The 14,190-nt window shown below is 70.6% G+C and carries 12 protein-coding genes; 7 read left to right on the forward strand and 5 right to left on the reverse strand.

The features are described from left to right. Window positions 1-102 precede the first annotated feature (102 nt). On the reverse strand, window positions 103-930 hold the full coding sequence (locus tag ICN82_RS11510; protein WP_193182851.1) for an alpha/beta hydrolase: 828 nt from the start codon (window positions 928-930) through the stop codon (window positions 103-105). 123 nt (window positions 931-1,053) lie between these two features. Between ICN82_RS11510 and ICN82_RS11515 the strand changes: the two genes are divergently transcribed. Together ICN82_RS11515 and ICN82_RS11520 are read left to right on the forward strand one after the other, a co-directional pair. Next, the gene (locus tag ICN82_RS11515; protein ID WP_193182853.1) at window positions 1,054-1,851 is read left to right on the forward strand and encodes an SDR family NAD(P)-dependent oxidoreductase; all 798 of its coding nucleotides are present in this window, start codon (window positions 1,054-1,056) and stop codon (window positions 1,849-1,851) included. Window positions 1,852-1,863: 12 nt separating this feature from the next. Continuing rightward, window positions 1,864-2,679 (forward strand): SDR family oxidoreductase, encoded by an 816-nt coding sequence (locus ICN82_RS11520; protein ID WP_193182855.1) that lies wholly within the window; start codon window positions 1,864-1,866, stop codon window positions 2,677-2,679. A gap of 447 nt (window positions 2,680-3,126) precedes the next feature. Here the strand turns inward: ICN82_RS11520 and ICN82_RS11525 are convergent, their stop codons facing one another. Then, complete coding sequence (locus ICN82_RS11525; protein ID WP_193182857.1) at window positions 3,127-4,710, reverse strand: sodium:solute symporter family transporter; 1,584 nt, start codon at window positions 4,708-4,710, stop codon at window positions 3,127-3,129. A 218-nt stretch (window positions 4,711-4,928) separates the two neighbouring features. Here ICN82_RS11525 and ICN82_RS11530 point away from each other — a divergent pair, with 218 nt between their 5' ends. Beyond that, window positions 4,929-5,585, forward strand: a complete 657-nt coding sequence (locus tag ICN82_RS11530) for a hypothetical protein (RefSeq protein WP_193182859.1) — start codon at window positions 4,929-4,931, stop codon at window positions 5,583-5,585. An 81-nt stretch (window positions 5,586-5,666) separates the two neighbouring features. On the opposite strand, the gene ICN82_RS11535 is transcribed toward ICN82_RS11530, so the two are convergent. Next, window positions 5,667-6,707: a GlxA family transcriptional regulator gene (locus ICN82_RS11535; RefSeq protein WP_193182861.1), complete on the reverse strand. Its 1,041-nt coding sequence runs from the start codon at window positions 6,705-6,707 to the stop codon at window positions 5,667-5,669. 185 nt (window positions 6,708-6,892) lie between these two features. Between ICN82_RS11535 and ICN82_RS11540 the strand changes: the two genes are divergently transcribed. The 4 genes from ICN82_RS11540 to ICN82_RS11555 are packed head-to-tail and all read left to right on the forward strand — an operon-like array spanning window position 6,893 to window position 12,046. Continuing rightward, window positions 6,893-8,146: a sarcosine oxidase subunit beta family protein gene (locus ICN82_RS11540; RefSeq protein ID WP_193182863.1), complete on the forward strand. Its 1,254-nt coding sequence runs from the start codon at window positions 6,893-6,895 to the stop codon at window positions 8,144-8,146. Window positions 8,147-8,185: 39 nt separating this feature from the next. Beyond that, a complete protein-coding gene (locus ICN82_RS11545) occupies window positions 8,186-8,488 on the forward strand; it encodes a sarcosine oxidase subunit delta (RefSeq protein WP_193182865.1) in 303 nt (100 codons plus the stop codon). Further along, the gene (locus ICN82_RS11550) at window positions 8,485-11,475 is read left to right on the forward strand and encodes a sarcosine oxidase subunit alpha (protein WP_193182867.1); all 2,991 of its coding nucleotides are present in this window, start codon (window positions 8,485-8,487) and stop codon (window positions 11,473-11,475) included. The genes ICN82_RS11545 and ICN82_RS11550 overlap by 4 nt, the downstream gene beginning before the upstream one ends. A 16-nt stretch (window positions 11,476-11,491) precedes the next feature. Next, window positions 11,492-12,046, forward strand: a complete 555-nt coding sequence (locus tag ICN82_RS11555; protein WP_193182869.1) for a sarcosine oxidase subunit gamma — start codon at window positions 11,492-11,494, stop codon at window positions 12,044-12,046. A 19-nt stretch (window positions 12,047-12,065) separates the two neighbouring features. Here ICN82_RS11555 and ICN82_RS11560 read toward each other — a convergent pair whose 3' ends face one another. Together ICN82_RS11560 and ICN82_RS11565 are read right to left on the reverse strand one after the other, a co-directional pair. Then, entirely contained in the window at window positions 12,066-13,247 is a 1,182-nt protein-coding gene (locus ICN82_RS11560) for a GAK system CofD-like protein (protein ID WP_193182871.1), read from the reverse strand. A gap of 154 nt (window positions 13,248-13,401) precedes the next feature. Next, on the reverse strand, window positions 13,402-14,169 hold the full coding sequence (locus tag ICN82_RS11565) for an ion transporter (RefSeq protein ID WP_193182873.1): 768 nt from the start codon (window positions 14,167-14,169) through the stop codon (window positions 13,402-13,404). Window positions 14,170-14,190: the final 21 nt, after the last annotated feature.

The raw sequence follows: 14,190 nt of genomic DNA on the forward strand, positions 1-14,190 counted from the left end.
GGGGCTTTCAGGACAGTCGTCGCGCGGTCGGGAATGGTTCAAAACCCTGCCGGCGGCCGGAAAGGGGACGGCCGGAAAGGGGGCGGGCGGCAGGGCCCGGGATCAGGCCTGCATCTCGTGCACGAAGGCGGCGATCCGGGCCAGCACGGCCGCGCCCTCGGGCAGGGCATCCGGCCAGAGCGGAAAGAGATGGAACAGCCCCGGCACGACGCGCAGCCGCAGGTCGGCCCCGGCCAGCGCCGCCTCGCGGGCCAGGATCAGCGTGTCGTCCAGCAGCATCTCCGCCCCCGCGGCCTCGAGATGCAGGGGAGGCAGGCGCGACAGATCGGCGAGGACCGGCGAGGCCTCCCCCGCGCCGGGATCGGCGCCGGGCATGGCCATGCGGAACAGCCGCGCATCGGTGGCATCGTCATTCATCGCATCCCCGTCGCGGTCACGCGTGCGGCTCCGCCCGCTGCGGTCGGTATTGGGCGAGACCAGCGCCAGCCCCGCCACGTCGCATCGCAGCGCGGCGCTGAGCGCAAGATGGCCCCCCGCGCTGTCGCCGCCCAGGACGGCCGCGGGCCCCGAGGCCCGGGCAACGGCCATCGCGTCCTCCAGCATGGCAGGCCAGGGATGTTCCGGCGCAAGCCGGTAGCGGGGCAGCAGCACCCGCAGCCCCTGCGCCGCCAGATACCGCGCGAGAAGCCCGTGGGTCTCCGGCGCGCCGAAGACATAGCCGCCGCCATGGAACCAGACCAGTTCCGGCCCTGCCCCCGCCGCCAGGCAGGGCACGCCGCCGCGTTCGGTCTCCACCAGCTGCGGCTGCGCTCCGGCCAGCCGCGCGAAGCCGCGGCGCATCTGCGCGGGCGATCCCTCCACCGGGATCCGCGCGATCCGCGCCCGCAGCGCCGCCTCCGTTCCCGGCCGGTCCGTCCTGTCCTGCGTCATCGCGCCTGCTCCCGTGGTGCCGTGCGGGGACAAGCCCGCGCCGCCGTCCCGGTTCCCGCATGGCGCGCGGGAACCGGCCCCGGCCTGCGCTGTTGATCCGGCGACCCAAGGAAAGGAACTGTCATGAAACTGGGTATCGACGGAAAACTGGCGGTCGTCACCGGCGCCGCGGGCGGGATCGGCCGGGCGACGGCACAGGTCCTTGCCGAAGAGGGCGTGCGGCTGTTCCTGACCGATACGGATGCCGATCAATTGCAGGCCGCGGCCGCCGAGATCGGCCCGGCGGTGGGCGGCACCCGTGCGGCCGACCTCTCCGATCCCGGGGCGATCGCGGATCTCGCCGGGCGCATCGCCGAGGCCGGGGGGGCCGACATCCTCGTGCACATGGCCGGGGTGACCGGGGCCAAGGGCGACCCGCTGGAGATGCGCGACGAGGACTGGGCGGAATGCTGGACCGTCAATTTCATGTCCGCCGTCCGCATGAGCCGCGCCCTCGTGCCCGCGATGGCGGCGAAAGGCTGGGGCCGCGTGGTCTTCACCGTCTCGGAGAACGCGGTGCAGCCCTATCCCGACGAGGCGGTCTACAATGCCTCCAAGGCGGCGCTGCTGAGCTATACCAAGGCGCTGTCGCTGCCCTACGGGCCGAAGGGCGTGCTGGTCAACGCGGTCATGCCGGCCTTCATCGAGACCCCCATGACCGACGGCATGATGGAGAAGCGCGCCGAGGCGATGGGCGTTTCCAGGGAGGAGGCGATCGAGAGCTTCCTCGCCGAGGAGCGCCCCTATCTGAGCCTGCGCCGCCGCGGCCGCCCCGAGGAGGTCGCCTCGGTCGCGGCGCTGCTGTGCTCGGACCGGGCCGGGTTCACCAACGGTTCCGCCTGGCGCGCCGATGGCGGCGCCGTGGCCTCCATCGACACCTGAGGAGAGACGCAGATGACCGACGGACATGTTTCCCACCTGCCCGAGCCCGAATATATCGACGATCACTATCGCGGCTCGGGCAAGCTGGAGGGCAAGCGGGTGTTGATCTCGGGCGGCGACAGCGGCATCGGCCGGGCCGTCGCGCTGCACATGGCGCGCGAGGGCGCGAAGGTGGCGATCCTCTACCGCTCTGCCGAGGAAAAGGCCGCCGAAACCCGCGCCGGGATCGAGGCGGAGGGCGCCCAGGCGCTGGTGATCCGCGCCGACATGGCCAGCACGGCGGATTGCGACAATGCCGTGGCCCAGACGGTCGCCGCCTGGGGCGCCATCGACGTGCTGGTGAACAATGCCGGGTTCCAGAAACCCTCCGCCAAGCTGGAGGAGGTGGGGGACGCGGAATGGCAGGCGCATTTCGACGTCAACATGGCGGGGATGTTCCGCCTGACCCGCGCCGCGATCGCGCATATGGCGCCGGGCTCGGCCATCGTCAACACGACCTCGATCAACGCCTTTGCCGGGCATGCCGCGCTCCTGCCCTATTCGGCGACCAAGGGGGCGATCTCGGCCTTCACCCGGGCGCTGGCCAAGCAGGTCATGGAGCGCGGCATCCGGGTGAACGAGGTGGCGCCGGGCCCGGTGGCCACGGATATCCAGAATGTCTTCGAGGATTTCGACGATGACATCCTGAAGAACATGGCCGCACCGATCGGGCGCGTGGGACAGCCGCGCGAGATTGCCCCGGCCTATGTCTACCTCGCCTGCCGCGACGCCGCCTTCGTCACCGGCCAGACGATCCACGTCAATGGCGGCATGATCCTGGGCAGCTGAGCGGGGCCGGGACCGCGGCGCCGCGGTCCCGCCCGTCCTTCCGCGCCCCGGCACCGGCGGCCCCCTCCCCCGCGAAACCCCGGATCCCGCATCGCCCCGCTGCCACCAGGCGGCGGGGCAATGCGCATGGGACATGCACGGGGGGAGCCGACGGCACCCGCATGGCAGGGCGCCCGCGGGACGCGGACTTTGCTACCCGGCGACGTCCGTACGCCCATGGGTGCCCTTTCCGCCCGTCCCGCCCGGGAAACTGCCCCGTGCCGGCGGCATCTCCGGGCCGTTGCACGGGGGCATTGCAGAGATCAGGCCGACGATACATGCCGGGCATGAGAGCATGTCCCTGCCCGGCCGGGTCATCGGGCGGCGCGGTGCCCGATGCTGCGCGCCGCCATGTTGGTCCCGGAGGCCCCACCCGCCGAGGGGCGGCGCCGCCCGGGGCGGGCCGGCTCACCAGAAGGCAAGCAGGATCCCGGCCATGGAGAGGGCCAGCACCAGCCCCCAGAGGCGGATATCCATCAGCAGGCCGCGCCCGTCGCGCATGCCCGCCATGGCCACCGACCTGTCCCAGATGAGCATTTCCTCCGGCGCCTCGCGCGGCGGGAAGACGGTGACCGACAGGCCCCAGTGCAGCAGGCAGGCGCCGATCGTCATCACCGCGACCGTGACCGTGAAATGCAGCGGCCAGATCCCGGCCTGCCCGGCGATGAACAGCACCACGCCCAGCAGATGCATCGTCACCAGCGTCGCGAAAGCCGCCCGTTCGCTGACCCGCGGGCTCATCGCGCCCAGGAAGAAGATCGCCACGATCGGCGGCACGATGATCGAGAAGGCCTGCTGCAGGTAGGACCAGATCCCGCCCGCATGCTGGATCAGCGGCGCCACGATCACCGCGACGAGCATGAAGCCCAGCGTGCACAGCGTCCCGTAGCGGCGCACCGTCTCGGGGGCCACCGGATCCTCGGGCCGGGTGACGAAGTCATGCACCACCAGGGTCGACGAGCTGTTGAGCGTCGAATCCACCGTCGACATGATGGCCGCGACCAGCCCCGCCAGGACCAGCCCGGTCAGCCCCGGCGGCAGGATCTGCGTGATCATCACCGGAAAGACCATGTCCTGCTCGGCCAGGTCCGGCAGCAGCGGCACCGCCATCGCCCCGGGCAGGACCATGATGAACAGCGGAATGCATTTCAGCAGCCCGCCCAGGAGGGCGCCGCGCTGCGCATCCTCGATGCTGCGCGCGCCCAGCACGCGCTGGACGACATACTGGTTGGTGATCCAGTACCAGAAGCCCAGCATCCAGACCCCCAGGAACAGCCCCGGCCAGGGCAGGCCCTCGTCGGAGGCGGGCTTGACCATCTCCAGGTGGCCGCCGGGCAGCGCGTCGCGCACCGTCGCCCAGGAGAAGTCCAGCGAGCGGAACATCAGGAAGGCGGTGATCGAACAGCCCAGCAGCAGGACGATCGCCTGCAGGATGTCGGTATAGACGACCGCCTTCAGCCCGCCTGCCGCGGCATAGCCCCCCGCGAACAGCCCGATGGCAATGCACGCCGCCCAGAGCGGCACGCCGGGGAAGAAGGTCGTCAGCACCACCCCGCCGGCATAGAGCCCGCCCGCGGTTTCCACCACCACCGTGAAGACGATGGTCAGCGCCGAGAAATACAGCCGCACCCGCCGGGAATAGCGCCGGTCGAGCCATTCCGGCGTCGTCGTCACCCTGGCCTTGAGATAGAGCGGCGCGAAGACGAAGGCGAGGATCAGCAGCGGAATGCCCGACATCCATTCGAAGGCGGAGCTGGCGATGCCCGTGGCATAGGCGGAGCCGGTCAGCCCGATGATCGTCGTGGTCGAGATGTTGGAGGCGAAGAGCGAGAAGCCGATCGCCCCCCAGGTCAGCGTCCGCCCGGCGAGGAACAGGTCCTCGCCCGTCTTGGTGCGCATCGACACCCAGACGCCGATGGCGAGGACCACGGCCAGATAGGCGGCGATCACGCCGATATCCAGCCCGGTTATATGCGATTGAACCTGCTCCATGCCTGTCTCCCTGTGCCGAGGCCTGCGGTGGGATCACGCGCGCGTGCGCCGCCCGTGTCCCGCGGGGGCAACGGCGCCGGAGCCCCCCCTGTTCCCGCGGCATTCGCTCCCGCGCCCCGCCGCCTCCCGCGGGCCGCGGGGCCGCTTGATGCGCCGGGCGGTCGGGCTAGCTGCGCCCCCGACGGGAAACGGCGCGGATGCGGATGGAGGCAAGGCCCATGTGGGAATGGATCACGGAGAATACCGACACGCTGCAGGTGATCGTCAGCCTGCTCACGACGCTGGTCTGGATCGTCTACCTGCATGTCTTCCTGTGGGGCTACATGCGCCAGACCCGCTCGGGGCTTCTGGTGACGCGGGCCGGGGCACAGGATGCGGAGGGGCGCTGCATCGTCTCGAACATGGGGTCGGAACCGGCCTTCCTGGTCGATGTGCTGGCCGAGTTCACGCTCGATGGCCGCCGCTCCACCGTCAGCGTGGTCGACCGCATCGAGCTGTGGGACCGCGAGACAGACCCGACGGTCGGGGTTTCGGCAGTGGGTCCGCTGGCCAGCGGCGGCTATGTCGATATCGGCAGCTTCTCCGAGATCCTGTCGCGGGCCGGGCGCAAGACCGGGCCGGAGGGCCCGCCCCCGCGGCCCGAGCGGCTGCGGCTACTGGCGGTGGCGGCGACCAGCCAGGCCCGTCAGCTGGTCGCCGCGCAGCGCGATTTCGACCTGGTCCCCGCCGAGCGCAGCGGGCGGCTTCAGGTGCTTCCGGTAGAGGTGGAAGCCACGCAGATCCGGTCCCGCCGCAGGCGCCACCAGCTGCGCGACCTGCTGCGCGAGCTGCAGCGGCAGGATGCGCTGGACCGTCCCGCCACCCCGGCCCGGTGATCCCGGCCCCAAGAGGCCCCGGGTCGGGCCCGGGGCGGGACGGCGCCGGGGGGCGTCGGCGCGATCCTTCTCCCGGCGGTCTCAGCCGCCGCCATCGCCTGCGGGCAGCGGCACCCCCACCGGACCGGACTCCGGGCGGTCCATCCGCGCATGGCGATATTCGGCGGGGGAGACGCCCCGCTCGGCCTTCAGCACCCGCGACAGGTGCGGCGCGTCGCAGAACCCGCAGGCGACCGCGATCCCGGAGATCGGCATATCCGTCATGCGCAGCCGCTGCAGCGCCCGGTCCAGCCGGATGCCGGTATAAACCTTCTGCGGGCTCTGTTCGAGATCGGCCATGAAGCGCCGTTCCAGGGTGCGCCGCGCCACCCCCAGCGCCGATGCCAGCGCCGCCACTGCCACGGGCATCTCGACATTCTGCTGCATCCGCAGCACGGCGCGCTTGACCAGGTCGTCGCGCGGCTGGCGGGCCAGTCCCTGGCCGGGCTGCGGCCGGGTTTCGCCATAGGCGGTGTCGATCATCATGATGTTGAGGCTCTTGACCGCCGCCGAATGGCCGATATGGCGGTTGACCAGGAAGGCCGCGAGATGCGCCGCCCCGTGACCGCCGGAACAGGTCAGCCGGTCGCGGTCGACCACGAAGATCTGGTCGGAGACGGGCAGCTCCCTGTCGAACCGGTCGATGAAGTCCTGGTGGTGGAACCAGCTGACGCAGCACCTGTATCCTGCCAGCAGGCCCTCCTGCTGCAGGATGAACACGCCCGTGCACAGGCCCACGACCGGGGTCCCCGCCGCGGCCATGTCGCGCAGCAGGCCGAGGCAGGCCGGGCTGAGCGAGGCGCGGTCGCTCATGACGCCGCCGACCACCACCAGGTAGTCGGGCCGCGCGGCATCGCGCAACCGCCCGTCGGGCTGGATGCGGACACCGCAGCTGGAGCGGATGGGCCCGGCGCCGTCGGACAGGACCGTCCAGTCGCACAGGATCGGCCGCGACTTGTCGGCCTCGTCCGCCGCCAGCCGCAGCACGTCGACGAAATTCGCGAAGGCCGAGAGCGTGAAGTTGTCCGCCAGCAGGAAGGCCACGCGCAGGCGGCGGCGCGGCGGGGCGGATCGTTCGGGCATGGCGCGGACCTCCTGGCGGATGGAGGCCATGGGGCCCGACCCTCCGGCCCCTGTCCATACTCCTCGGCCCGTCCCGCGCGCAATGGCGCAAAGATACAAGCCTCCCGGCGCAATCATCCCAGCCGCATCCGCCCGGACGCGCTATCGCTGGGGCACGACCCCACCCGAACCGCCGGATATCGCCCATGACCCGCTTCAACGCCTTCAGCCTGCTCAGGAACGCCGTCAGCGGACACAGGAACTGGACCGAGCAATGGCCCGACAGCCAGCCGAAGCCGGAATATGACGTGGTCATCGTCGGCGCCGGCGGGCACGGGCTGGGCTGCGCCTACTACCTGGCCAAGGAACACGGCATCACCAATGTCGCGGTGATCGACAAGGGCTGGCTGGGCGGCGGCAATACCGGGCGCAACACGACGATCATCCGCTCGAACTATCTCTATGACGAAAGCGCCCGGCTTTTCGATCATTCGCTCGACCTGTGGCAGGGGCTCAGCCAGGAGCTGAACTACAACGTCATGTATTCCAATCGCGGCGTGCTGATGCTGGCGCATAACCAGCATGACGTGCAGAGCTTCAGGCGGCATATCCATGCCAACCGGCTCAACGGGGTCGACAACCGCTGGCTGACGGCGCAGGAGTGCAAGGAAGTCTGCCCGCCGCTGAACATCGCGCCGGATGCGCGCTACCCGGTCATGGGCGGCGCCCTGCAGCAGCGGGCGGGCACCGCGCGCCATGACGCCGTGGCCTGGGGCTATGCCCGCGGCGCGGCCGCGCGCGGCGTCGACATCATCCAGAACTGTGCCGTCCAGGCGATCCGCCGCGGTCCCGACGGGGCGGTGACCGGGGTCGATACCGACAAGGGGTTCATCCGCGCCAAGAAGATCGCGGTCTCCGCCTCGGGGCATAACAGCATGGTCATGGCGACGGCAGGGGTGCGGCTGCCGCTGGAATCCATGCCGCTGCAGGCGCTGGTCTCCGAGCCGGTCAAGCCGGTCTTTCCCTGCGTCGTGATGTCGAATGCCGTCCATGCCTATTGCAGCCAGTCCGACAAGGGCGAGCTGGTGATCGGCTCGGGCACGGACCAGTACGTGTCCTATTCCCAGCGCGGCGGCCTGCCGCTGATCGAGCACACGATCGCCGCCATCTCCGAGGTGTTCCCGATCTTCAACCGCATGAGGATGCTGCGCAAATGGGCCGGGATCACCGACAACACCCCCGACCGCTCGGCCATCCTCGGCAAGACGCCGGTGCAGAACCTCTATGTCAATTGCGGCTGGGGCACGGGCGGGTTCAAGGCCACCCCCGGCGCGGCGCACCTCCTGGCCCACACGGTGGCCAGGGACGCGCCCCACCCGATCAACGCGCCCTTCTCGCTGGAGCGGTTCCGCACCGGGCGGCTGATCGACGAGGCCGCCGCCGCCGCCGTCGCGCACTGACATGCGCCCCAGGATGATTGCGCACCGAGGAGCCCCGCCATGCTGCTGATCCATTGCCCCTATTGCGACGAGACCCTGCCCGAGGTCGAATTCACCTATGCCGGGGAGGCGCATGTCATGCGCCCCGAGGACCCATCGGCGGCGACCGACGAGGACTGGCACGCCTTCCTCTTCCTGCGCGACAACATCAAGGGCGTTCATTTCGAACGCTGGCGCCATGTCCATGGCTGCGGGCGGTTCTTCAACGCCGCGCGCAACACGATCACCGACAGGTTCCTGACCACCTACCGGGCGGGCGCGCCGCGCCCCGATCCCGGCACCCTCACGGAGGGGGGCGAATGACCAGCTTCCGCGTTTCCGGAAAGGGACGCGTCGACACGGCGCGCCCGGTGAATTTCACCTTCGACGGCAGGACGTACCAGGGCTGCGCGGGCGATACCGTGGCCTCCGCGCTGCTGGCCAACGGCGTGCATCTGATGGGGCGCAGCTTCAAGTATCACCGCCCGCGCGGCGCCGTCGCGGCGGGATCCGAGGAACCCAATGCCCTGATCGGCACGCGGCGCGGCCCCGGCCGGTTCGAGCCGAATACCCGCGCCACCATGCAGGAGCTGCGCGCCGGGCTGGAGACCATGTCGCAGAACCGGTTTCCCGGCCTGTCCTTCGATATCGGCGCGGTGAACGATGCCGCCTACATGCTGTTCTCGGCCGGGTTCTACTACAAGACCTTCATGTGGCCGCGCAGCTTCTGGGACAGGGTCTACGAACCCTTCATCCGCGCCGCCGCCGGGCTTGGCGTCAGCCCGTCCCAGGAGGATCCCGACACCTATGCCTCGCGCAACCTGCATTGCGACCTGCTGATCGTCGGGGCCGGGCCGACCGGGCTGGCCGCCGCGCGGGCCGCCGCCGGCGACGGGCTCAGCGTCGTGCTGGTCGACGAGCATGCCGAGGCGGGGGGGACGCTTCTCTCGGAACCCCAGGCCGTGATCGACGGCCTGCCCGCCTGGGACTGGCTGGCGGCGGAACTGGCCGCGCTGAAGGATCTGGGCGTGCGTGTCATGACCCGCACCACCGCCATCGGCTATTACCACCAGAACATGGTCGGGCTCTGCCAGCGCCTGACCGACCATCTCGACAACCTGCCCGCCGACACGCCGCGCGAAAGGCTGTGGCGCGTGCGGGCGCGACAGGTGATCCTGGCCCAGGGCGCGCTGGAAAAGCCGCTGGTCTTTCACGGAAACGACCGCCCCGGCGTCATGCTGGCCGGGTCGGCCCAGACCTACCTGAACCGCTACGGGGTGCTTGTGGGGCGCCGGCCCGTGGTGCTGACCAGCCACGATTCCGCCTGGTATGCCGCCTTCGACATGGCCGGGGCCGGGGCGCAGGTGCAGGCCATCATCGACCTGCGCGGCGACGTCGCGCAGGAGCTTCTGGACGAGGCGCGGCGGCGCGACATCCCCGTCCGCCTCTCCGGCACGGTCACCGGCACCTCGGGGCGGCTGCGGATCTCGGCGGTGCGGGTCAACCCGGTCGCCGATGGCAGGGCGGGCCCGGCCGAGAGGCTGGCCTGCGACTGCCTGCTGGTCTCGGGCGGCTGGACGCCGTCGCTGCATCTCTTCTCGCATACGAAGGGCACGCTGGCCTGGGACGAGGACCGCACCACCTTCCTGCCCGAACGCACGCCCGAGGATTGCCTGATCGCCGGGGCGAGCCGCGGCCTGTGGGGGCTGGAGGCGGCGCTGCAGGACGGCGCGCAGGCCGGCATCCGGGCGGCCGGGGCCCTGGGCCGGAACCGTTCCGGGACGGCGCCGCGCGTCGAGGGCGACCGCCCCGGCACCGGCATCTCGGCAAGGGAATTGCCCACCGATCGCAGCCCCGGCCGCGCCAAGGCCTTCGTCGATTACCAGAATGACGTGACCGCCAAGGATCTGCGCCTGGCCGTGCGCGAGGGCATGCGCTCGATCGAGCATGTCAAACGCTATACCACCAACGGCATGGCCACCGACCAGGGCAAGATGTCGAACATCAACGGGCTGAACATCGCCGCCGACGCCCTGGGCAAGCCGCAACCGCAGGTCGGGCTGACCACCTTCCGCCCGCCCTACACGCCGACCAGCTTCGGCGCCTTCGCGGGCTATCACCGCGGCAGCCACTTCGAGGCGACGCGCCGGACCCGCATCGACGGCTGGGCCGAGGCGCACGGCGCCGCCTTCGAACCCGTGGGCCAGTGGCGCCGCGCCTGGTACTTTCCCCGTCCGGGCGAGGACATGCAGGCCGCCGTCAGCCGGGAATGCCGCGCGGTGCGCCGCTCGCTGGGCATCTTCGACGCCTCCACCCTGGGCAAGATCGAGGTCGTCGGACCCGATGCGGTCGAGTTCATGAACCGCATGTACACCAACCCCTGGACCAGGCTGGCCGTCGGCCGCTGCCGCTACGGGCTGCTTCTGGGCGACGACGGCTACATCCGCGATGACGGCGTGATCGCCCGCATCGCCCCCGACCGGTTCCACGTGACCACCACGACCGGCGGCGCCGCGCGGGTGCTGGCGATGATGGAGGATTACCTGCAGACCGAATGGCCCGACCTGCAGGTCTGGCTGACCTCCACCACGGAACAATGGTCCACCATCGCGCTGAACGGGCCCAATGCCGCCAGGCTGCTGGCGCCGCTGGTGGAGGGGGTCGAGCTGACCGAAGAGGCTTTCCCGCACATGTCCTGCACCGAATGCACCGTGGCGGGCCTGCCCGCGCGGCTGTGGCGGGTCAGCTTCACCGGCGAGATCGGTTTCGAGATCAACGTCCCCGCCCCGATGGGCCGCCGCCTGTGGGAAACGCTCTGGGAGGCCGGACAGCGCTATGACATCACTGCCTACGGCACGGAGACGATGCATGTGCTGCGCGCCGAGAAGGGCTATATCATCGTCGGCCAGGACACGGACGGCACGGTCACGCCCTATGATGCGGGCATGGGCTGGGCGGTGGGCAAGGCCAAGCCGGATTTCGTCGGCAAGCGCGGCCTGGCCCGCCCGGACCTGGTGGCCGCGGACCGCAAGCAGCTGGTCGGCCTGCTGACCGAGGACGGATCGCGGCTGGAGGAAGGGGCGCAGATCGTCTTCGATCCGCAGCAGCCGGTGCCGATGACCATGGTCGGGCATGTGACCTCCGCCTATCACTCGGACGCGACCGGCCGCCCGATCGCCCTGGCGCTGGTGCAGGGGGGGCATGAGCGGATGGGACAGACCGTCCATGTGCCGATGCCCGATCGCACGATCGCCGCGAAAATCACCGGGACCGTGTTCTACGATCCCGAGAACACCAAGCTGAAGATCTGAGCCGGAGGCGAGGACGATGACTGCACATGCCGATATTCCGCCCCCCGGCACGCTGATCCGGACCGCCGCGGCCCGGATCGGCATCACCGCCGCGCCGGGACGGCTGAGCCTGCGCGCCCGCGACGGCCTCGGCGCGCTGGGAACGGCGCTGGGGATCGACCTGCCCGGGCGGATCGGAGGCCGGGCCGGTCGCGACGCGATCGAGGCGATGTGCCTGGGCCCGGATGAATGGGTCCTGCTGAGCCCGCCGGAGGAGGTGGCCGCGCTGCTGGCGGCGGGGGCGGCGGTCTACGCCGCGCATCCCCACAGCCTGGTGGACATCTCGGGCCGCGAGACGACCATCGCCATCGACGGGCCGCGCGCGGCGGAGCTGCTGACCCTGGGCCTGGCGCGCGATCCGGCCGGGATCGCCCCGGGCGATGGGCGCCGCACCTATTTCGACGGGCAGACCGTGATCCTGTGGCGCGACGGCGAGACCCGCTTCCGCATGGATGTGTGGCACAGTTTCGCGCCGCATCTTCTGGGCCTGCTGGACACCGGCTGCCGCGAACTGGCCGCCGAGGCGCCCTGACCGCGGCGTCGGGGCGGGGTCAGGCCAGGGAGACCAGCATGTCGCAGACCCGGCGCGGATCGTACCTGTCGGGCTGCGCCCCGGCCAGCGGCAGGGTCACGCAATCGATGCCATGGCGGGCGGTGATCTCTCGCCGCTCCGTCCCGCTCCAGCGGGGATCGCACAGCACATGCGTGATCAGGTCGCGCGGCCGCGCGTCGGGCCCGGCATCGCGGCATAGCGGCGCCAGCAGGGCGGCGACCCGGTCCGCGGGCGCATGCCCCAAGGCCTCGGGATCGCTGCCCAGCCCGGGCAGGTAGATCTTGGGCACCCGCCGCGCCGCGACGGCGCGCCCGACCCCTGCGGGCAGCAGGTTGGCCACGACGCTGGAATAGAGGCTGCCGGGGGGATAGCAGATCAGGTCGGCCGCGCCGATCAGCGCGCGATTGCGCCCGGGCAGGCGCAGCTGCTGCGGCGCGATCTCGCCCGCCTCCCCGGACAGGAAGGCCCGCAGGATGCGCGTCTCCAGCGGCGCGACCTCCTTGCCGGTGATCTCGCGCTGGCCGGTCAGGATGCGGCCATCCTCCAGTTCCACGCCGAGCTGCAGATTGGCATCCACCACCGCCCGCACCGTGCCGCGCACATCGACCATCTTCGACATCAGGAACAGCACCGGCTCCAGCGCGCGGTCGTTGGACAGGTAGCCCCCGGCGATGATCAGATTGCCGATGCTGGCATTGCGATAGTCGAAATCCCGCGGCGCCCGCGCGGTGAAATCCTGCAGGAAGGACCGGATCAGCCGCCGCATCGGCATCGCGACGGCCCGCACCAGCGGATGGCGTCCCGCGGCCATCGCGGCGACCTCGGCGGCCAGATCGGCCGACGCCCCCAGCTTCGGCAGCCGGTGGGAAAAGAGGGCGTAGATGTCGGGCTGGCCCAGCACCGACTCGTCGGCCAGCGCCATCAGCCGGCTGCGCAGATCGCCCACGGCCGGCATGTCGAAGGCCAGGCGCAGGGTCTGCGAACTGCCGCCGCTGTCGAAGGGCGTGACCAGGTGGACGGAATTGTGGGTGTAGCGCTTGAGCGCGCGGGCGATGCCGTTGAGCGCGCTGCCGCCGCTGAAGAACAGGATGCGCGGTCCCAGATGCGGCATGCTCAGCGCCCGCGACACCCGCAGCGGGTCGGGCAGCTGCGCCTCGCGCGTGATGGTGATCCCGGCCATCTTCCTCTCCCGGTCCTGCAGGCGCCGCGTCGCGGTCCCGGCCAGATCGATGCCGGGGGCCGCCGCATCGTGATACGCGGCGCGGCCCCGGGCGTCATCCGCCGCCGCTGTCGCATCCCGCCCTGCCCTCCCGTCCCGCGACCGGGGGGCGGCCTCAGCCGCGCTCCTTCAGCCGCTCCTCGATCGCGGCCAGCCGCCGGATGACCTCGTCGCGATAGGTGTCGGTCGCGGCGTTGGATTCCTCGGCATGGGCATCCTGCATCGAATTCACGATCAGGCCCACGACAAGGTTCACCACCGCGAAGGTGGTGATCAGGATGAAGGGCACGAAGAACAGCCAGGCCCCGGGATGCACCTCCATCACCGGCCGCACGATGCCCATGGACCAGCTTTCCAGCGTCATCACCTGGAACAGCGTGTAGAGAGATGCCCCGAGCGAGCCGAACCAGTCCGGGAAGGTCGCGGCGAAGAGCTTGGTCGAGATCACGGCGGCGATGTAGAAGATCACCCCCATCAGCAGGAAGACCGAGGCCATCCCCGGCAGGGCCGAGATGAAGCCCTCGACCACCCGGCGCAGCGTCGGCGCCACCGAGATCACCCGCAGGAGCCGCAGGATGCGCAGCGCGCGCAGCACCGAAAGCGCCCCGGCGGCGGGCACCACGGCAATCCCCACGACCAGCAGGTCGAAGACGTTCCACGCATTGCGGAAGAACCGCAGCCCCCGCGCATAGAGCTTGGCCAGGATCTCGGCCACGAAGAAGGCCAGGCAGGCCGTGTCCAGCGCCGTGACCAGCGTGCCGGCGGTCTCCATCACCCGGCCCGAGGTCTCCAGCCCCAACAGGACAGCGTTGAAGAGAATGACCCCCATGATGGTGTTGCGCGTGGAGGGGCGGTCGAGAAAATCGGAAATGCTCTGGCGCATCTTGAGGCGGCTCCTGAAAGA

Source organism: Mangrovicoccus algicola, assembly GCF_014903745.1.
Classification (GTDB): domain Bacteria; phylum Pseudomonadota; class Alphaproteobacteria; order Rhodobacterales; family Rhodobacteraceae; genus Mangrovicoccus; species Mangrovicoccus algicola.

Coding starts and splice junctions, on each gene's coding strand:
- ICN82_RS11550 (WP_193182867.1), top strand. CDS start 8,485: ATGACCAGCTTCCGCGTTTCCGGAAAGGGACGCGTCGACACGGCGCGC.
- ICN82_RS11525 (WP_193182857.1), bottom strand. CDS start 4,710: ATGGAGCAGGTTCAATCGCATATAACCGGGCTGGATATCGGCGTGATC.
- ICN82_RS11555 (WP_193182869.1), top strand. CDS start 11,492: ATGACTGCACATGCCGATATTCCGCCCCCCGGCACGCTGATCCGGACC.
- ICN82_RS11510 (WP_193182851.1), bottom strand. CDS start 930: ATGACGCAGGACAGGACGGACCGGCCGGGAACGGAGGCGGCGCTGCGG.
- ICN82_RS11520 (WP_193182855.1), top strand. CDS start 1,864: ATGACCGACGGACATGTTTCCCACCTGCCCGAGCCCGAATATATCGAC.
- ICN82_RS11565 (WP_193182873.1), bottom strand. CDS start 14,169: ATGCGCCAGAGCATTTCCGATTTTCTCGACCGCCCCTCCACGCGCAAC.
- ICN82_RS11515 (WP_193182853.1), top strand. CDS start 1,054: ATGAAACTGGGTATCGACGGAAAACTGGCGGTCGTCACCGGCGCCGCG.
- ICN82_RS11545 (WP_193182865.1), top strand. CDS start 8,186: ATGCTGCTGATCCATTGCCCCTATTGCGACGAGACCCTGCCCGAGGTC.
- ICN82_RS11560 (WP_193182871.1), bottom strand. CDS start 13,247: ATGGCCGGGATCACCATCACGCGCGAGGCGCAGCTGCCCGACCCGCTG.
- ICN82_RS11530 (WP_193182859.1), top strand. CDS start 4,929: ATGTGGGAATGGATCACGGAGAATACCGACACGCTGCAGGTGATCGTC.
- ICN82_RS11535 (WP_193182861.1), bottom strand. CDS start 6,707: ATGCCCGAACGATCCGCCCCGCCGCGCCGCCGCCTGCGCGTGGCCTTC.
- ICN82_RS11540 (WP_193182863.1), top strand. CDS start 6,893: ATGACCCGCTTCAACGCCTTCAGCCTGCTCAGGAACGCCGTCAGCGGA.